Here is a 16870-nt window from a genome sequence, read left to right as displayed (position 1 = left end):
ATTCGCCAAGTCAGTGCACCTTGGCCCGGCCGATCTCGAGGCCGGCGTCGCCGGCGGTGACGTCGATGACCGAGCCGTCCTCCAGCTCGCCCGCCAGCAGCTTGCGGGCGATGGGGTCCACCAGCTCCTTCTGGATCACCCGCTTCAGCGGCCGCGCCCCGTAGACCGGGTCGTAGCCCCGGTCGCCCAGCCAGTGCAGGGCGGCGGGATCCAGCGCCAGCGCCATGCGCCGGTCGGCCAGCAGCTTCTCGACGCGCTGGAGCTGGATGCGGACGATGTCGTCCATCTCGGCCCGGCCCAGGCGCTTGAAGAGGATCACCTCGTCGATCCGGTTCAGGAACTCGGGCCGGAAGTGGCGGCGCACGACCTCCATGACCGCCGGACGCGCCGTCTCCACGTCGTCGCCGCCGGCCAGGAATTCCGAGCCGAGGTTGGACGTCATGATGATCAGCGTATTGCGGAAGTCGACCGTGCGGCCCTGGCCGTCGGTCAGGCGGCCGTCGTCCAGCACCTGCAGCAGCACGTTGAAGACGTCGGGGTGGGCCTTCTCGACCTCGTCGAACAGCACGACCTGGTAGGGCCGCCGGCGGACGCTCTCGGTCAGCGCCCCGCCCTCGTCGTAGCCGACGTAGCCGGGAGGCGCGCCGATCATCCGGCTGACCGAGTGCTTCTCCATGTACTCGCTCATGTCGAGGCGGGTCACGGCGGACTCGTCGTCGAACAGGAACTCGGCCAGCGCCTTGGTCAGCTCGGTCTTGCCGACGCCGGTGGGTCCTAAGAACAGGAACGAGCCGATCGGCCGGTTCGGGTCCTTCAGGCCGGCGCGGGCGCGGCGCACGGCGTCGGAGACGGCGACCAGCGCCTCCTCCTGGCCGACCACCCGGCGGCGCAGGCCGTCCTCCATCTGGAGCAGCTTCTCGCGCTCGCCCTCCAGCATCTTCTCGACAGGCACGCCGGTCCAGCGCGAGACGACGGCGGCGATCTGCTCGGCGTCGACGACCTCGGGCGTCATGGCCTCGTCGCCGCCCTCGGCGGCCTCGGCCTCGGCGAGCCGCTTCTCCAGCTGCGGGATCTCCCCGTAGGCGATCTCGGAGGCGCGCTGCAGGTCGCCGCGCCGTTGGGCGGCGGTCAGTTCGGCCCGCAGCCGGTCCAGGCCCTCGCGGACCTGGGCGGCGGAGGAGACCTTCTCCTTCTCGGCGCGCCAGCGGGCGGTCATCTCGGCGGACTGCGCCTCGAGCCCGGCCAGCTCCTCCTCGAGCTTCTCGAGGCGCGCCTTCGAGGCCGCGTCGGTCTCCTTGGCGAGGGCCTCGCGCTCGATCTTCAGCTGCACGACGCGGCGGTCGATCTCGTCCAGCTCCTCGGGCTTGGAGTCCACCGCCATGCGCACGCGGCTGGCCGCCTCGTCCACCAGGTCGATGGCCTTGTCGGGGAGGAAGCGGTCGGTGATGTAGCGGTTGGAGAGGGTGGCGGCGGCCACGATGGCGCTGTCCGAGATCCGCACGCCGTGGTGGACCTCGTACTTCTCCTTCAGGCCGCGCAGGATCGAGACGGTGTCCTCGACCGTCGGCTCGGAGACGAACACCGGCTGGAAGCGGCGGGCCAGGGCCGCGTCCTTCTCGACGTGCTTGCGGTACTCGTCGAGCGTGGTGGCGCCCACGCAGTGCAGTTCGCCGCGGGCCAGCGCGGGCTTCAGCAGGTTCGAGGCGTCCATGGCCCCGTCGCTCTTCCCGGCGCCGACCAGGGTGTGCATCTCGTCGATGAACAGGATGATGGAGCCTTCGGCCTGGGTGACCTCGTTCAGCACCGCCTTCAGCCGCTCCTCGAACTCGCCGCGGTACTTCGCCCCGGCGATCAGCGCGCCCATGTCGAGCGCGTGCAGCTGCTTGTCCTTCAGGCTCTCGGGCACGTCGCCGTTGACGATGCGCAGGGCCAGGCCCTCGACGATGGCGGTCTTGCCGACGCCGGGCTCGCCGATCAGGACGGGGTTGTTCTTGGTGCGGCGGGAGAGGACCTGGATGGTCCGGCGGATCTCCTCGTCGCGGCCGATGACGGGATCGAGCTTGCCGTCGCGGGCGGCCTGGGTCAGGTCGCGGGCGTAGCGCTTCAGGGCGTCGTACCCTTCTTCCGCCGAGGCGGAATCCGCCGTGCGCCCCTTGCGAACGGCGCTGGCGGCCTCTTCCAGGCCCTTGGGACTGGCGCCGGCCTGCTTGAGGGCGTTGGCGGCCTCGCCGCCTTCCTTGGCGATGGCGATCAGCAGGCGTTCGGTGGTGACGAAGGCGTCCCCGGCGGCCTTGGCGCCCGCCTCGGCCTCGGCGAACACCCGGGCCGTCTCGGGCTTCATGTAGAGCTGGCCCGAACCGCCCTCGACCTTGGGAAGCCGGCCCAGGAGGTCGTCCACCGCCTTGTCGGCCGCGTCGGGCCGGCCGCCGGCGCTCTGGATCAGCGCGCGGGACAGGCCGTCCTTCTCCTCCAGCAGCACCTTCAGGACGTGCTCCGGGCCGAGCTGCTGGTGGCGCCGGGCGAGCGCCAGGCTCTGGGCCGACTGGATCGCCTGCTTGGCGCGGTCGGAATAGATGTCGATGTTCATGGTTCCCCTACTCAGGCGGACTGAGGGCGGCCGCCTTGATCAAGCGCAGCCGCCGACCCCATCGCATTTAGTGTGGCATATGGGTCACACAAGCCTCCGGCGTCCCAGCCTGCTCCGAATCTGCGGCGTGTCCAGCGGCGCGCCGGCGCAACCAAGCCGCGCGCCCGCTATTAACGGCGCGTAGGGCGCGCACTCCCTCTCCCGCGCGCCGCGGAGTTCGAACATCATGAAGACGTCCCTCGCCCTCGCGCTCGCGAGCACGGCCGCCGTGGCCGTTCCCGGTCTCGCCCACGCCGCCGGCTTCTACCTGCAGGAACAGTCGGTGCGCGGCGTCGGCCGCGCCTTCTCGGGCGAGGCGGCCAGCCGGGGCGTGGACGCGGTCTGGTGGAACCCGGCCGCCATCACCCGCTCGGGCCGGGAGGCCTACCTTGGCGCGCACGGGATCTTCGTCGACGCCGAGGTGGAGGACACCGGCTCGACCATCACCTATCCCGGCGGGGTGACGCTGCCGTCCGGCGGCGAGCCCCGCGGATTCAACCCCATCAAGGATGGCGTGGCGCCCAACTTCGCCGTGGCGACGCCGGTGGGCGATCGCTTCGCCCTCGGCCTATCGGTGGCCGCGCCCTTCAACTTCGAGACCGACTACCGGCGCCAGTCCTGGGCCCGCTACGACGCGCTCACCTCGCGGCTGACGATCGCCGACCTCCAGCTCACCGGGGCCATGCGGGTGACCGACTGGCTGGACGTGGGCGTGGGCGCCAGCGCCCAGTACGCCGACGCCAAGCTCTCGACCGCCTATCCGAACCTCGCGCCCGGCGCGCCCGACGGCGTCTCCCAGCTGGGCGGCGACGGCTGGGACTGGGGGTGGACGGCCGGCGCCCAGGCGCATCTCGGCCGGCTCACGGTGGGCGCCAGCTACCGCTCCAAGGTCGAGCACAAGCTGGACGGGCGGGTGTTCGTGGGCGGGCTCGCCGGTCCGATCGCGGCGGCCAATCTCGACGCGCCCGGATCGGCGAGCTTCAGCACGCCCTGGATCGCCACGGTCGGCGCCCGCTTCGCCGTCACCGACCGGCTGACCCTGAACGCCCAGATGCAGCGGTTCGGCTGGAGCGAGTTCGACGAGATCGACGTCGATCCGCCGGCGGGGCCGCAGGTCCTGCCGCAGAATTACGAGAACACCACCTCGGGCGCGGTGGGCCTGGACTACGCGGTGAACGACCGCCTGACCCTGCGCACCGGCGTGCAGTACGATCCCACGCCCACCCCGGACGGCGAGCGCACGGCGCGCGTTCCCGACGGCGACCGCTGGCTGTTCGGCGTCGGCGCCACGGCGGCGCTGACCGACCGGGTGCAGCTCGACGCCGGCTTCGCCTACATCGCCTTCGAGGAGAGCGAGGTGAACCACGACACCACGTTCTACGCGGGCACTCCGGCCGCCACGACCACGCGGCTGCGCGGCACCGTCAACGGCGACGGCTACGTGATGTCCCTGGGCCTGCGAACCCGCTTCTAGGGCTAAACGCCCAGGGGCGGCGCCGGCCGGCTGAACACGCGGGTGACGTAGCGGACCTGCTCGCCCGCGGTCCAGATCACGTGCTCGATGCCGGTGATCTCGTGCGTCAGGCCGGGATTGGAACCCGGCAGGTCCAGCGGCTGGATCCGGTCGCCCCGGTTCATCGGCGTGAAGGCGTGGTCGCTGTCGATCTTCCAGAGGAGGTCGTCCACGCCGCCGGGCCCATAGAGCTCGAGGCTGTAGATCTTCATCTCGTCGGCGCGAAAGCGGGTCATGGCCACGCTAACGCCCGCCCGGGGCTCTAGTTCGGCGGATTGTGCCTCTCGAGGAAGGTGATGGTGGCCTGGAGGGTCTCCAACCGCGTGTCGCCCCGCGACAGCCAGTGGTCGGCGCCCTTCTGGACGATCAGCTCGACCGGCTTGCCCGCCTTGCGCAGCGCCTCGTCCATGATCCGGCTCTGCTCGAGCGGCACGACGGTGTCGTCCTTGCCGTGGATCAGCAGCACGGGGATGTCGGCCTGATCGGCGAGGAGCGCCGGCGAGTAGATCCGCATCACCGGATCACCCAGGTCCTCGGCGCCGATGAAGCGGGTCCAGTAGCGCTCCGAGGTGCGGCCGCCGCGGGTGCGCGAATAGGCCACGTGCCGCTTAAGGTCGGAGACCCCGGCGACCGAAACCGCGCAACGATAGACGCCGCGATCGATGGTGGCGCCGGCCAGCGCAGCGTACCCGCCGTAGCTCGCCCCCACGATGCACACGCGCCGGGGATCGATGACGCCTTGCGACGCGAGCCAGCGCACGCCGTCCGAGAGATCCGTCTGCATCTTGCGGCCCCACTCGCCGTAGCCGGCCTCGAGCAGCTCACCGCCCAGTCCCTCCGAGCCGCGGAAGTTGACCTGCAGCACCGCATAGCCGCGCGAGGCCATCCCCTGGGCCCACCAGTCGAAGCCGGGCGTGTCGCGGGACGCGGGTCCGCCGTGGGGGAAGACCACCAGCGGGAGGTTCTTCTCGGGCCGGCCGCGGGGCAGGGTGAGGTAACCGGTCAGTTCAAGGCCGTCGGCGGCCTTGAACCTGAGCGGCCGCTTGGCCGCGATGTCCTCGGGCTTGAGGTCGTTGTACTCGTCGCCCAGCCAGGAGGCGCGGCCGGTGTCGAGGTCGACGAGCGAGAAGGCCGAGCCGTGGGTCGCGGAATCGAGGTGGACGATGATCTTGCGCCGATCGTCGGACCAAGAGACCAGCTCGACCGAGTCTTCGGGAAAGGCGGCCCGGATCGCCTTCCACACCTTGGCGTCCCCTTCGTCGAAGAAGGTGTAGGCGTGCTCGTCGCCGACGAGGCTCCGATGGCCGACGAGGCGGCCGTCGCGGGGGTCGTAGATCGGTGACTGATCGTCCTGCGCCAGGATCGGCGAGCCCGCCGGCCCCTCCAGCGTGACCTCCTGCCAGCTCGCCCGCTCCTCATCGTCGGAGACGGCGACCATGACGGACCTGCCGTCCCGGCCCAGGCCCAGGACGTAGGGCGTGTCCAGCCCCTGCGCGGTCATCACCTCGCGCCAGCCGCCGGCAGTCCGCAGCTTCAGGCTCCACCGTCCCCTGTGCGTGTCATAGATCTCCTGCCCCAGCGGCTCGCCCTCCGGCCCGATCACCCAGTCGACCGTGCCGTTCTCGCCCTTCTGCAAAAGCCTCGTCGTGGGGGCGCCAAGGTGATTGCGGAACAGCGCGACGTTGCCCTTGCCGTCCTGGAAGACGATGCCTTCCACGAAGATGACCGGCTTGCCGTCGACGAGCCGAACCTGCGGCATGTCGGCGAGCGCGTTCATGGCGGAGACGTCCGCGACATTGCGGAGCAGCATCTGCGACTTGCCGGACTCGATATCCACCACGAAGCCCAGGAGCCACTCGCGGCGGGAGTGCAGGATATCCATGGGTGCGGCCGTCGTGGAGGCGACGATCACCAGGTGTTTGTCGCCGGCCCACATCACCTGACGGACCTTCGTGTCTCCGGCGTCGCCGCGGAACACGAGCTTCTTTTGGCCAAGATCCTGGACCGCCACCACCCGACGCTCGCCGTTGGTGACGATCATCGCCAGCGCATGGCCCGAGGGTGAGATGGAGAGCGCTTCCATGTTCGGCAGCCGCCCGTAGGCTTCGAGCGGCGCGGCCGACGCGGTCGCGCACAGCGCCAGACCGAAGGCCAGCGCGGCCAGCATGCGAGCCAAAACCATGAGAACGCCCCCACATCCCCTGCAGCTTGAGATTGCAGGCAAGCCGCGGGGGCGGCAAGGGCGTCAGTTCACCTCGGTCTTCTTCGGCGGCTCGGGCGGTAGGGGGGCGACAGGGACGCCGTCCTCGACCAGTTCGCGGACTTCCTGCGGGGTGGCCTGGCCATAGATGCCGCGCTCCTCGGCCTTGCCCTCGTGGATGGCGCGGGCTTCGCGGGCGAAGGCGTCGCCGACGTCGTCGAAATTCTCCTCCACGTGCCGGCGGATGCGGCGCATGGCCTCCATCATCATCGCGCGGGGCGGACCGGCGACCTCGTCCTGTGCCGTCTTGCGTACGCCGGCCAGGGCCGGGGCCATGATCTGCTTGCGCACGGCGCGGCTGGCGCAGACCGGGCATTCCAGCAGGCCGCGGGCCTGCTGGTCGTCGTAGTCGGCCGAGGAGCCGAACCAGCCCTCGAAGGCGTGCTCCTGCTCGCAGGTCAAAGCGTACTTGATCATCGCGCCTGGTATTTAGGGACCCGTGAAGGCCCGCGCATTGGCGAGCGCAGGGATCGCGGCGCGCGCCCGGGCGACGGCGTCCGGATCGAGGTCGGCGAGAAGCACGCCGGGCGCGTCATGGTCAAGGCCGGCGACCACCTCGCCCCAGGGGCCCACGACGATCGAGCGGCCCCAGGTGCCGCGGCCGTCCTCGTGCAAGCCGCCCTGCGCGGGGGCGATTACATAGGCGCCGGTCTCGATGGCGCGGGCGCGCATCAGCACTTCCCAGTGCGCCTCGCCGGTCGGCCGGGTGAAGGCGGCCGGGATCGCCAGCACCTCGGCGCCCGCCAGCGCCAGCGCCCGGTACAGCGCCGGGAAGCGCAGGTCGTAGCAGATGGAATGGCCGAGCCTGACGCCGCCCACATCGGAGACCACGGCCCGGTCGCCGGGCGCATAGGTCTCGGACTCGCGCGCCGTCTCGCCGGTGGGCAGGTCGACGTCGAACATGTGCAGCTTGTCGTAGGTGGCGGCGAGGCTGCCGTCGGGCCGGATCAGGACCTGGCGGTTGGCCGCCCGGTCGACCCTTGGGCCGTCGTCGCGCCGGACGAGGGCCGAGCCCACGAGGATCCACACCGAAAGCTCGCGGGCGGCCGCCTGCAGGCCGAGCACCACCGGGTCTTCGGCGAGCGGCCGGAGCTGCGGCAGCAGCGCGGCCCGGTCCCTCTGCAGGATGTTCGTCCCCTCGGGCGTGGCGATCAGACGGGCCCCGCCGGCGGCCGCCTCGCGCACCAGCGGCAGGACGTGCGCCAGTGCGGCCTCGTGGGTGGCGGGCGTGCGGGTCTGGATCAGGCCGACCTTCATCCCCCTCCCTTAATGGGGAGGGAAAGGCCGCGCCAGCCGCCCGGGCCGGGAGGGAAGGCTCACGCCGCCTGCAGCAGGGGGTCGAGCTTGCCCTCTCGCTCCAGCGCGATCATGTCGTCGCAGCCGCCGATGTGCCGCTCGCCGATGAAGATCTGCGGGAAGGTCATGCGGCCGGACCGCTGGACCATCTCCGCCTTCTTCTCGGGATCGAAGGCGGCTTCGATCTCGGTGAAATCGACGCCCTTCTGCTCCAGCAGGCTGATCGCCCGGATGCAATAGGGGCAGTAGGGCTTGGTGTAGATCGTGACTTTGGCCATGGCGCCTTAACGAAGGAGCTGTCGCTTCAGCTTCATAGGGTGAGTCCCGTCGCTTCCTTAACGCGCGCCACGACGGCGACATTGACGGATGTCGCCCCCGCCGCCTTCAGCGCCCGGGCGCAGCCTTCGGCCGTGGCCCCGGTGGTCAGCACGTCGTCGACGACGAGGATGTTGAGCCCCTCCACCTGCGTCCGGCGGCGCGGCGGTACGGCGAACGCCCCGGCCACGTTGCGGCGGCGGCCCGAGCCCGAGCGGCCGCCCTGGGTCGGCGTGGCGCGGGTCCGCACCAGGGCGTCGGGCAGGTAGGGCGTCCCGCTGAGCGCCGCCAGCGCCCGGGCCACCTCGGCGGCCTGGTTGTAGCGGCGCCGGAGCAGGCGGAACGGATGCAGCGGCACAGGGGCGATGGCGTCGGCCTCCTCGACCAGCTCGCGGGCCGCGCGCGAGAGCCAGCGGGCGAAGAGGGGCGCAAGGTCCGTGCGGTCGGCGTGCTTCAGCTTCAGGATCGGCTCGCGCGAGGTCTCGTCGTAGAGGCACGCGGCCCGCGCCCGGTCGAAGGCCCGGGGCCTGGCCTGGCACGCAGGGCAGCGCGCGCCGGGGTCGTAGTCGAACGGCACGCCGCAGCCGTCGCAGACCGGCCCGTCGAGGAAATGGATCCGGCTCCAGGCGCCGTGCGACAGGCCGCCGGCCAGCGGGCGGGGGCCGCCGTCCAGGGCCTGGGGCGGGAAAACGAGGTCCAGCGCGCCGCGCCAGAGCGCCTGAACGCCAGGACCCGGTTTCCATCGGCCGGCGAAATCGCCATCTTCCGCGGCCATGTCCGCTCCCCCCCGCCTCTTCGACCGCGCCCTGCACCGCAAGCGCCTCGACCGCGCCGCCCGCGACTACGCCCACGCCGACTTCCTGCAGCGCCGGGCCGCCGAGGACGTGGCCGAGCGCCTGGCGGCGATCATGCGGGACTTCCCCGTGGCCGTCGACCTGTCGGCGCGCGGCGGCGCCTTCCGCGAGGCCCTGGCGGCGGGCGAGGCGAAGGACCGGGTCGGCTTCCTCGTAGAGGGCGACCTCTCGCACCGGATGCTGGGCGGCCGCGGCGGGCCGCGCGTGGTGCTGGACGAGGAGCGCCTGCCCTTCGCCGACGCCAGCCTCGACCTCGTGGTCTCGACCCTGGGCCTGCACTGGACCAACGACGTCGTGGGGGCGCTGATCCAGGCGCGGCGGGCGCTGAAGCCCGACGGGCTGTTCATCGGCGCCTTCCTGGGCGGGACGACCCTGACCGAGCTTCGCCAGTCGCTGACCGCCGCCGAGGCCGAGATCCTGGGCGGGGCCGGCAGCCGGGTCTCGCCCTTCGCCGACAGCCGGGATGCGGCTGGCCTGCTGCAACGGGCCGGCTTCGCCATGCCGGTGGCCGACGTGGACACGGTGAGCGTGACCTACGACCACCCGCTGAAGCTGCTCTACGACCTGCGCCAGATGGGCGAGACCAGCGTGCTGGCCGACCGCCACCCGCGCAAGCTGACGCGGGCGCTGCTGGACCTGGCGTTCGACATCTACTTCCGGCGCTTCCGGACCGAGGACGGCCGCGTGCCGGCCACCTTCGAGATCATCACCCTGACCGGCTGGGCGCCGCGCTAGCTTCCCAGCAAGTGCAGCACCACCTCGCGCCGATGCGGGCGCGTGCGGTGCTCGAAGAGGTAGATCCCCTGCCAGGTCCCGAGCGCCAGGCGGCCGCCGACGACGGGGACCGAGAGCTGGACGGTCGTGAGCGCCGTCCGCAGGTGGGCCGGCATGTCGTCGGGGCCCTCGTCCTGGTGGCGGTAGGACGGGCTCTCGGGCGCGAGCTTCGCCACCCAGTCCTCCAGGTCGCGGCGCACGTCCGGGTCGGCGTTCTCCTGGATCAGCAGGGACGCCGAGGTGTGGCGGCAGAAGAGCGTGAGCAGGCCGGTGGCCATCCCCTCGTCGGCGACGAAGGCCGCGACCTCGCGGGTGATCTCGTGCAGGCCCTGGCCGGGCGTCTGGACCGTGAGCGTGCGGGCCGCCTGCTTCATCACACGAAGTCCCGCAGCCAGGCCACCAGCGGCGCATCGGCCGGCGGCATCTCGTAGTCGGCGAGCTTCACGGGCTTCACCCAGGCGATCGCCTTGTGCTCGCGCGCCGTCACCCGGCCCTCCCAGCGGCGGATCAGGTAGAGCGGCATCAGCAGGTGGAAGCTCTCGTACTCGTGGCTGGCGAAAACGAAGGACGCGAGGCACGACTTCGTCACCCGGATCCCCAGCTCCTCGTCCAGCTCGCGGATCAGGCAGGCCTCGGGGGTCTCGCCGGGTTCGACCTTGCCGCCGGGAAACTCCCAGAGGCCGGCCAGCTGCTTGCCTTCGGGCCGCTGGCAGATCAGCACCCGGCCGTCGGGATCGATGAGGGCCGCGGCGGCCACGAGCACCATGGGCTTGGTCATGGGCCGGCACTTACCCCGATGGCGCCAATTCGGCCACAGGCGCTCGCCGAATGGTCGCGCTGGGTTGACTTCGCCGCCCAGAACCCCGATGTGCGGTCCTGCGCCGAATGAACGGCGCTATCGGCGCTCCAGCCGCGTGGGGCCTCCAAAAGGGGGCTCAGCCTGTCGAGCCCACCGATCTTCCCATAGATTCGCCCATCACGCGGGGCGCTTCCCCATAGACCCGCGACTTCCGCGCCCTCGACGTCTCGAGCCGGCGCGCTCGGCGCATACGCGAAAGATTTCCGTTTGACCCAGTTCACTGACCTTGGCCTGGCCAAGCCGCTGCTCAAGGCGCTGGCCGACGAAGGCTACGTCAATCCCACCCCGATCCAGGCCCAGGCGATCCCGGGCGTCATGGCCGGCCGTGACCTGCTGGGCATCGCCCAGACTGGCACCGGCAAGACCGCCGCCTTCGCCCTGCCGATCCTGCACCGGCTCGCCGAGGACCGCCGGCCCGCGCCGCGGCGCTCGGCGCGCGTCCTGGTGCTCTCGCCCACCCGCGAGCTCGCCACCCAGATCGCCGAGAGCTTCAAGGCCTACGGCCGCCACCTCGGCCTGTCGGTCGCGGTCATCTTCGGCGGCGTTAAGTACGGCCCGCAGATGCGCGCCTTGGCCGGCGGCGTCGACGTGCTGGTGGCCACCCCCGGCCGCCTGATCGACCACCTGCAGGAGAAGTCCGTCGTCCTCGAAGGCGTCGAGACCTTCGTGCTCGACGAGGCCGACCAGATGCTGGACATGGGCTTCATCGTCCCGATCCGGCGGATCGTGAAGTTCCTGCCGAAGCGGCGCCAGAACCTGTTCTTCTCGGCCACCATGCCAGCCGAGATCGAGAAGCTGACCGGCGAGATCCTCAACCCCAACCCGCTGAAGGTGACGGTGACCCCGCCGTCCACGACGGTGGAGCGGATCAACCAGCGCGTCCTCTTCGTCGAGCAGCAGCGCAAGCGCGCCCTGCTGGCCGAGCTGTTCGACGACGCCAGCTTCAAGCGCGTGATCGTCTTCACCCGCACCAAGCGCGGCGCCGACCGCGTGGCCCGCGGCCTGGAGCAGGTGGGCGTCGAGGCCGCCTCGATCCACGGCGACAAGAGCCAGGGCCAGCGCGAGCGGGCGCTGGCGGCGTTCAAGGCCGGCGACGTGCGCGCCCTGGTCGCCACCGACATCGCCGCCCGGGGCATCGACATCGACGCGGTCAGCCACGTCGTCCAGTTCGAGCTGCCGAACGTGCCGGAAGCCTATGTCCACCGGATCGGCCGGACGGCGCGGGCCGGGGCCGACGGCTCGGCGGTGGCGTTCTGCGCCGACGACGAGCGGAACCTGCTGAAGGACATCGAGAAGGTGACCAAGCAGCGGATCCCCAACTTCGACCGCCGCAACGACCGCCACCTGGGCGCGGCGACCGCCGCCCTGCCCGACACGGGCGGCAAGCCCGAGCGCTCCGAGCGGTCGGCCCAGCCGCACCGCCAGGGTCACCAGAAGAAGCCCAACCGCAACCACAGCCAGGGCAAGCCCGGCCATCGTCCGCAGGGTGGTCCCGCGCGGACCGAGGCGGGCGGCGGCGAGCGTCCGGCCTTCAAGGGCCCGCGCCGCGGCGGGGGTCAGCGTTCGGGCGGCGGGCGCTCAGGCGGCGGGAGCCGCTCGGGCGTCTGGTCCAACCACTAGTCGCGGCGGCGGGTGACCTCGGCGATCCAGGCGAGATAGCCGGGGTCGCCGTCGCTCACCGGCAGGGCGATCACCTCGGGCTGCTCGTAGCCGTGCAGGGCCAGGATGCGCCCGTGGACGGACTCGAAGAGGTCCTCGCGGGTCTTGATCAGCAGCAGGTGCTCGTCCTGCCGCTCGATGCGCCCCTTCCAGACATAGCGGCTGCGGATCGGGGTGATCTGCACGCAGGCCGCCAGCCCTTCCTCCAGCAGCGCCTGGGCGATCCGCTCGGCCTCCTCGAGCAGGGCCGTGGCGGTCTGGACGACGATGGCCCGGGTCATCCCGCATCCTCCTCCGCTCATCTCACATCCCGCTCGTCCCCGGCGGGAAGGGAAAATCAGCTCCGGTAGTCGCCGTTGATCTCGACGTAGCGCTTGGTGAGGTCGCAGGTCCAGACGGTGGAGCTGGCCTTGCCGACGCCGACGTCGACGGTGACCTCCAGCTCCTTCTTCTTCATGTAGGCGCTCATCCGCGCCTCGTTGTACGACGGCGCGATCAGGCCGTCCTGGGCCGCCCACAGGTCGCCGAACTTCACGCTCAGGCTGTCGCGGTCGATCGGCTCGTCGGCCTTGCCCACGGCCATGACGATCCGGCCCCAGTTGGCGTCCTCGCCCGCGAAGGCGGTCTTCACCAGCGGGCTGTCGGCGATCGAGCGGGCGATCTTGCGGGCGGAGGCGGCGGTCTCGGCGCCCGTCACCGTGATCTTGATGAACTTGGTCGCCCCCTCGCCGTCGCGGACGAGCTGGTGCGCGAGGTCCATCAGCACCCCTTCCAGCTTGTCGCGGAAGTCGGCCAGGCGCTTGTCGCCCGCGCGGCTGATCCGCGGCGCGCCCGACTGGCCCGTGGCGAACAGCAGCAGCGTGTCGTTCGTCGAGCGGTCGCCGTCCACCGTCACCGCGTTGAAGGTGTTGCGGGTGTAGAGGTTGCACAGCGCCTGCAGGGCGCCCGGCGAAATCGCAGCGTCGGTGACCACGAAGGCCAGCATGGTGGCCATGTCGGGCGCGATCATGCCCGACCCCTTGCAGATCCCGCCGATGCGCACCGTCGTCCCGTCGATCTGCGCCTCGGCGTAGGCGCCTTTCGGGAAGGTGTCGGTGGTCATGATCGCCCGGGCCGCGGCGGCCCAGTTGTCGGGCGAGAGCTTCTGCTCCAGCTCGGGCAGGCGGGCGGTGATCCTGGTGTCGTCCAGCAGCACGCCGATGACGCCGGTGGAGGCCACCATCACGTCGCGCTGGCGGCAGTCGAAGCGCTTGGCCACCCCGGCGGCCACCCGGCGCACGGCGTCGGCGCCGGGCTTGCCGGTGAAGGAGTTGGCGCAGCCGGCGTTGACCACCAACGCCCGGGCGCCCTCGCCCTTGGTGGCCTCCAGGTGGCGCTTGCACCAGTCCACCGGCGCCGAGCCGACGCCATGGCGGGTGAACACCCCGGCGGCGCTGGCGCCTTCCGGGAACGCCATGACCATCAGGTCGTCGCGCTCGTGCTTGTAGAAGCCGGCCCGGCCGACGGCGAGCTCCACGCCGGCGATGGGCTTCATCCGCGGGAACGGCACGGCCAGCGGCGAGACCGGCATGGCGCTCTTGTCCACCTTGGCCGGCGCTGGGGCGGGTTCGCGGTCGAAGGTGTGCGCCTGCTTGTCGGCGCGCTTGAGGGCCGCGCGCTTCAGCGCCGTGGTCAGCGGGTCGAGCGCGCGCTCGAGCGTCTGGCCGACCACCTCCACCGGCTTGGCGGCGGGCTTGGCCGCGAGCTTGGAGGGGGGCGCCTTCGGTTTCGCGGGCTTGCGGCTCATGAGGTCTTCGCCTTGCTGGGAGGGGTCTGGGGCGCCGCCTGGGGCGCCGCCTTGGGGGCCGCCTGGGGGGCATCGGCCGGCGGTTCGGCGCGGGGCGCGCCGTCCTGCGGCTTCACCAGGCTCTCGATCTTGGCCTTGCCGCGCAGCTTCTCCAGCAGGTCGCGGATGCGGTCGTAGGTCAGGAAGCGCACGATCTGCGGCCGGGCGGCCTCCAGCGTGATCGGCTGCTCCAGGCGGCGGTCCTCGACCTTCACGAGGGCGACGCCGCCCTCCACCTCGAAGGGGCCCACGATCTCGCCCGGCTTGGCCGTCTTGAGCGCCAGCTCGTAGGCCTCGGGCATGACGTCGGTCGTGAAGTAGCCGAGGTCGCCGCCGTTGAAGCGCGTCTCGGGATCGCGCGAGCGTTCCATCGCCAGGGCCTCGAACGAGGCGCCGGCCGCCAGCAGCTTCTTCACCGCCTCGGCGTCGGCCTCGGTGGCGAGCACGATCTGACGGGCGCGGATCTCCTCCTGCCGCTTGGCCACCCGCTGCTGCTCGGCGTAGAGGCCGCGGATGTTGTTCTCGGTGACGGCGTCGGCGACCACGTCCTCGATCAGCATGTCGCCCAGGATGCGGTCGCGGGCGGCGGCGAGGCGCCGCTGGGCCACGGGATCCTCGTCGAGGTTCCGCTTCAGCGCCTCGGCGGCCAGCAGCTTCTGGTCCACCACCTCGTCCAGCACCCGGCGGAACAGGTCCGAGGCGGGATCCAGCGGCTCGCCCTCGCCGATCAGCCCCTGGGCCACCGCCTCGCGCTTGACGTCCGAGGCCCAGACCGTGCGGCCGTCCACCCGCGCCACCGCCACGTCGCCCCGCTCGGGCGGCCGGTCGCCGTCGCCGTTCCCGCCGCAGGCGGCGAGCGTCCCGGCGAGCGCCAGGACGAGGCAGGCGGTGCGAAGAGGCTTGGCCGGCGCCATGCGGTCACCCCCAGGTTTTCCGGAGCGGCGCCGCACGTTGCCGGCGCGGGCCGTCCCTAGCCATTTCCATCCCGGGATGCAAAGGTTGCCCCGAGTTCCAACGCTTGTTTAAAAGCGCCAACCGATTGTCCCGGAGGATCATTTAAAATGCGCGAAGCGGTCATCGTCTCCTACGCCCGGACGGGCCTGGCCAAGTCCGCCCGCGGCGGATTCAACATGACCCCGACGGTCTCGATGGCCGCGCACGCGGTGAAGCATGCCGTCGAGCGCTCGGGCGTGGCCCCCGCCGAGATCGAGGACGTCTTCCTGGGCAACGTGGCGCACGGCGGCGGCAACCTCGGCCGTCAGGCGGGCCTGCTGGGCGGCCTGCCGATCACCACCTCGGGCGTGACCGTCAACCGCTTCTGCTCGTCGGGCCTGCAGACCATCGCCATGGGCGCCGACTACATCCGCAACGGCGGCGCCGACGTCGTCGTGGCCGGCGGGGTGGAGTCGATCTCCATGCCGAACCCGGGCCCCGGCAGCGCCGAGAACTTCGACCCCGAGCTGACCCGGCTGTACCCGGCCATCTTCATGCCGATGATCGACACCGCCGACATCGTCGCCGAGCGCTACAACGTCAGCCGCGAGGCCCAGGACGAGTACTCGCTCGAGAGCCAACGCCGGATGGCCGCCGCCCAGCAGGCCGAGAAGTTCAAGGACGAGATCGTCCCGATGAAGACCAAGATGAAGGTGGTCAACAAGGAGACGAAGGAGGAGTCCGTCGTCGACTACGTGGTCGACCGCGACGAGTGCAACCGCCCCGACACCACGCTGGAAGGCCTGGCCAAGCTCCAGCCGGTCCGCGGCGAGGGCAAGTTCATCACCGCCGGCAACGCCTCGCAGCTCTCGGACGGCGCGGCCGCCGTGGTGGTGATGGAGGCCAAGGAGGCCGAGCGCCGCGGGCTGAAGCCGCTCGGCGTGTTCAAGGGTTGGGCGGTCGCGGGCTGCGAGCCCGACGAGATGGGCATCGGCCCGGTGTTCGCGATCCCGCGCCTGCTCGAGCGCCACGGCCTGAAGGTCGACGACATCGACCTGTGGGAGCTGAACGAGGCCTTCGCCAGCCAGTGCCTCTACTGCCGCGACAAGCTCGGCATCGATCCTGAGAAGTACAACGTCAACGGCGGCTCGATCGCCATCGGCCACCCCTTCGGCATGACCGGCGCGCGCCTGGCGGGCCACGTCCTGCAGGAAGGCAAGCGCCGCGGCGCCAAGAACGTCGTCGTCTCCATGTGCATCGGCGGCGGCATGGGCGGCGCGGGCCTCTTCGAGGTCTTCTAGGCGCTCCCAGCCTTTCGGGCGGATCGGCCCTCCCCTCTGCGGGAGGGCCTTTTCTTTATGGCCACGAACAAACACGAACCAACACGAACAGGGGGTCCCCGGATCACGGAGATGGCGGTTTTCGCGCGCCGAGGGCGCGCATTTCTCCTCGCTTCACGAAGGTCGGCCGCCGGGCGTCCGTGTTGGTTCGTGTTTGTTCGTGGCCAAACCTACAGCGCCAGCCGCTCCACCTGCGCCTTGGAGTGCAGGCTGAAATTCACCAGCAATCCCAGCCTCAGGCCTGTCGCCCGTAGATAGTTCAGCACCTGGGCCCGATGCTCAGGCGCGATCGCTCGCGCGGCCTTCAACTCCACCAGCACCTTATCGAAGCAGACGAAGTCGGGCGCATAGGTCTGTCTCAAGGGCCGCCCCTTGTAGGCCAGCCGCAATGCAGGCGTGGCGACAAAGGGGATGCCGCGCGCCTCGAACTCGATCCCGAGGCACTCCTGATAGACCGCTTCGAGGAAGCCGCCTCCCAGCGCCCGGTTGACTTCGAAGATCGCGCCCTGAATGAGGAAAACCTCATCAGCATGGAGCACATTCCCGCCGGGCCGGTCCTCGTCCATGCTCCAACGATAACGCACGCCGGCCACCGGAACAATAGCGGAACATCGTC

Annotated in this window: 17 protein-coding genes; 4 read left to right on the top strand and 13 right to left on the bottom strand. The window is 71.0% G+C overall.

All coding sequences use genetic code 11. From position 1 onward, the window contains the following. Positions 1-10 precede the first annotated feature (10 nt). Positions 11-2587, bottom strand: a complete 2577-nt coding sequence (clpB, locus tag PHZ_RS04205) for an ATP-dependent chaperone ClpB (RefSeq protein ID WP_012521336.1) — start codon at positions 2585-2587, stop codon at positions 11-13. Between the two features lie 226 nt (positions 2588-2813). Between clpB and PHZ_RS04200 the strand changes: the two genes are divergently transcribed. After that, positions 2814-4100 (top strand): OmpP1/FadL family transporter, encoded by a 1287-nt coding sequence (locus PHZ_RS04200; protein ID WP_012521335.1) that lies wholly within the window; start codon positions 2814-2816, stop codon positions 4098-4100. Between the two features lie 2 nt (positions 4101-4102). Here PHZ_RS04200 and PHZ_RS04195 read toward each other — a convergent pair whose 3' ends face one another. From PHZ_RS04195 to PHZ_RS04170, 6 genes are all read right to left on the bottom strand, one after another. After that, on the bottom strand, positions 4103-4375 hold the full coding sequence (locus PHZ_RS04195) for a hypothetical protein (protein WP_041373142.1): 273 nt from the start codon (positions 4373-4375) through the stop codon (positions 4103-4105). 26 nt (positions 4376-4401) lie between these two features. Next, complete coding sequence (locus tag PHZ_RS04190) at positions 4402-6306, bottom strand: alpha/beta hydrolase family protein (RefSeq protein ID WP_236611869.1); 1905 nt, start codon at positions 6304-6306, stop codon at positions 4402-4404. A 78-nt stretch (positions 6307-6384) separates the two neighbouring features. Next, positions 6385-6816 (bottom strand): DUF1178 family protein, encoded by a 432-nt coding sequence (locus PHZ_RS04185; RefSeq protein ID WP_012521333.1) that lies wholly within the window; start codon positions 6814-6816, stop codon positions 6385-6387. 12 nt (positions 6817-6828) lie between these two features. Beyond that, a complete protein-coding gene (locus PHZ_RS04180) occupies positions 6829-7656 on the bottom strand; it encodes a carbon-nitrogen hydrolase family protein (RefSeq protein ID WP_012521332.1) in 828 nt (275 codons plus the stop codon). A gap of 59 nt (positions 7657-7715) precedes the next feature. Beyond that, the gene (gene grxC, locus PHZ_RS04175; RefSeq protein ID WP_012521331.1) at positions 7716-7973 is read right to left on the bottom strand and encodes a glutaredoxin 3; all 258 of its coding nucleotides are present in this window, start codon (positions 7971-7973) and stop codon (positions 7716-7718) included. Positions 7974-8005: 32 nt separating this feature from the next. Then, positions 8006-8785 carry a ComF family protein gene (locus PHZ_RS04170; RefSeq protein ID WP_012521330.1) on the bottom strand — a complete coding sequence of 260 codons (780 nt, stop codon included), beginning with the start codon at positions 8783-8785 and terminating at the stop codon, positions 8006-8008. On the opposite strand from PHZ_RS04170, the gene PHZ_RS04165 reads away from it, so the two are divergent. Next, the gene (locus tag PHZ_RS04165; RefSeq protein WP_012521329.1) at positions 8784-9599 is read left to right on the top strand and encodes a methyltransferase domain-containing protein; all 816 of its coding nucleotides are present in this window, start codon (positions 8784-8786) and stop codon (positions 9597-9599) included. The genes PHZ_RS04170 and PHZ_RS04165 overlap by 2 nt on opposite strands. Here the strand turns inward: PHZ_RS04165 and PHZ_RS04160 are convergent. Together PHZ_RS04160 and mutT are read right to left on the bottom strand one after the other, a co-directional pair. Beyond that, a complete protein-coding gene (locus PHZ_RS04160; protein WP_041373138.1) occupies positions 9596-10012 on the bottom strand; it encodes a secondary thiamine-phosphate synthase enzyme YjbQ in 417 nt (138 codons plus the stop codon). The genes PHZ_RS04165 and PHZ_RS04160 overlap by 4 nt on opposite strands. Then, positions 10012-10416: an 8-oxo-dGTP diphosphatase MutT gene (gene mutT / locus PHZ_RS04155; RefSeq protein ID WP_012521327.1), complete on the bottom strand. Its 405-nt coding sequence runs from the start codon at positions 10414-10416 to the stop codon at positions 10012-10014. Before mutT ends, PHZ_RS04160 begins: the two co-directional genes overlap by 1 nt. 288 nt (positions 10417-10704) lie before the next feature. On the opposite strand from mutT, the gene PHZ_RS04150 reads away from it, so the two are divergent. Beyond that, the gene (locus PHZ_RS04150) at positions 10705-12117 is read left to right on the top strand and encodes a DEAD/DEAH box helicase (RefSeq protein WP_012521326.1); all 1413 of its coding nucleotides are present in this window, start codon (positions 10705-10707) and stop codon (positions 12115-12117) included. On the opposite strand, the gene cutA is transcribed toward PHZ_RS04150, so the two are convergent. Genes cutA through PHZ_RS04135 form a run of 3 tightly spaced genes read right to left on the bottom strand, consistent with a single transcriptional unit; the run spans position 12114 to position 14895 of the window. Continuing rightward, complete coding sequence (gene cutA, locus PHZ_RS04145; protein ID WP_148216779.1) at positions 12114-12437, bottom strand: divalent-cation tolerance protein CutA; 324 nt, start codon at positions 12435-12437, stop codon at positions 12114-12116. The genes PHZ_RS04150 and cutA overlap by 4 nt on opposite strands. A 56-nt stretch (positions 12438-12493) precedes the next feature. Further along, the gene (argJ, locus tag PHZ_RS04140) at positions 12494-13942 is read right to left on the bottom strand and encodes a bifunctional glutamate N-acetyltransferase/amino-acid acetyltransferase ArgJ (RefSeq protein WP_041373136.1); all 1449 of its coding nucleotides are present in this window, start codon (positions 13940-13942) and stop codon (positions 12494-12496) included. Then, positions 13939-14895 (bottom strand): peptidylprolyl isomerase, encoded by a 957-nt coding sequence (locus PHZ_RS04135; RefSeq protein WP_012521323.1) that lies wholly within the window; start codon positions 14893-14895, stop codon positions 13939-13941. The genes argJ and PHZ_RS04135 overlap by 4 nt, the downstream gene beginning before the upstream one ends. Before the next feature lie 147 nt (positions 14896-15042). On the opposite strand from PHZ_RS04135, the gene PHZ_RS04130 reads away from it, so the two are divergent. Continuing rightward, positions 15043-16215 carry an acetyl-CoA C-acyltransferase gene (locus PHZ_RS04130; protein WP_012521322.1) on the top strand — a complete coding sequence of 391 codons (1173 nt, stop codon included), beginning with the start codon at positions 15043-15045 and terminating at the stop codon, positions 16213-16215. 209 nt (positions 16216-16424) lie between these two features. Here the strand turns inward: PHZ_RS04130 and PHZ_RS04125 are convergent, their stop codons facing one another. Beyond that, the gene (locus tag PHZ_RS04125; RefSeq protein WP_012521321.1) at positions 16425-16820 is read right to left on the bottom strand and encodes a GxxExxY protein; all 396 of its coding nucleotides are present in this window, start codon (positions 16818-16820) and stop codon (positions 16425-16427) included. Positions 16821-16870 lie beyond the last annotated feature (50 nt).

It is taken from the genome of Phenylobacterium zucineum HLK1, from assembly GCF_000017265.1.
In the GTDB taxonomy this organism is placed as follows: Bacteria; Pseudomonadota; Alphaproteobacteria; order Caulobacterales; family Caulobacteraceae; genus Phenylobacterium; species Phenylobacterium zucineum.
Note: the sequence above shows the minus strand (reverse complement) of the source record. Positions and strands in the feature narration are given on the sequence as shown.

Bases quoted from the DNA above. Each gene is read 5' to 3' on its own strand.
- PHZ_RS04125 (WP_012521321.1), bottom strand. From the start codon at position 16,820: ATGGACGAGGACCGGCCCGGCGGGAATGTGCTCCATGCTGATGAGGTT.
- PHZ_RS04160 (WP_041373138.1), bottom strand. From the start codon at position 10,012: ATGAAGCAGGCGGCCCGCACGCTCACGGTCCAGACGCCCGGCCAGGGC.
- PHZ_RS04190 (WP_236611869.1), bottom strand. From the start codon at position 6,306: ATGCTGGCCGCGCTGGCCTTCGGTCTGGCGCTGTGCGCGACCGCGTCG.
- PHZ_RS04195 (WP_041373142.1), bottom strand. From the start codon at position 4,375: ATGACCCGCTTTCGCGCCGACGAGATGAAGATCTACAGCCTCGAGCTC.
- PHZ_RS04180 (WP_012521332.1), bottom strand. From the start codon at position 7,656: ATGAAGGTCGGCCTGATCCAGACCCGCACGCCCGCCACCCACGAGGCC.
- PHZ_RS04185 (WP_012521333.1), bottom strand. From the start codon at position 6,816: ATGATCAAGTACGCTTTGACCTGCGAGCAGGAGCACGCCTTCGAGGGC.
- grxC (WP_012521331.1), bottom strand. From the start codon at position 7,973: ATGGCCAAAGTCACGATCTACACCAAGCCCTACTGCCCCTATTGCATC.
- argJ (WP_041373136.1), bottom strand. From the start codon at position 13,942: ATGAGCCGCAAGCCCGCGAAACCGAAGGCGCCCCCCTCCAAGCTCGCG.
- PHZ_RS04135 (WP_012521323.1), bottom strand. From the start codon at position 14,895: ATGGCGCCGGCCAAGCCTCTTCGCACCGCCTGCCTCGTCCTGGCGCTC.
- clpB (WP_012521336.1), bottom strand. From the start codon at position 2,587: ATGAACATCGACATCTATTCCGACCGCGCCAAGCAGGCGATCCAGTCG.
- mutT (WP_012521327.1), bottom strand. From the start codon at position 10,416: ATGACCAAGCCCATGGTGCTCGTGGCCGCCGCGGCCCTCATCGATCCC.
- cutA (WP_148216779.1), bottom strand. From the start codon at position 12,437: ATGACCCGGGCCATCGTCGTCCAGACCGCCACGGCCCTGCTCGAGGAG.
- PHZ_RS04200 (WP_012521335.1), top strand. From the start codon at position 2,814: ATGAAGACGTCCCTCGCCCTCGCGCTCGCGAGCACGGCCGCCGTGGCC.
- PHZ_RS04130 (WP_012521322.1), top strand. From the start codon at position 15,043: ATGCGCGAAGCGGTCATCGTCTCCTACGCCCGGACGGGCCTGGCCAAG.
- PHZ_RS04170 (WP_012521330.1), bottom strand. From the start codon at position 8,785: ATGGCCGCGGAAGATGGCGATTTCGCCGGCCGATGGAAACCGGGTCCT.
- PHZ_RS04165 (WP_012521329.1), top strand. From the start codon at position 8,784: ATGTCCGCTCCCCCCCGCCTCTTCGACCGCGCCCTGCACCGCAAGCGC.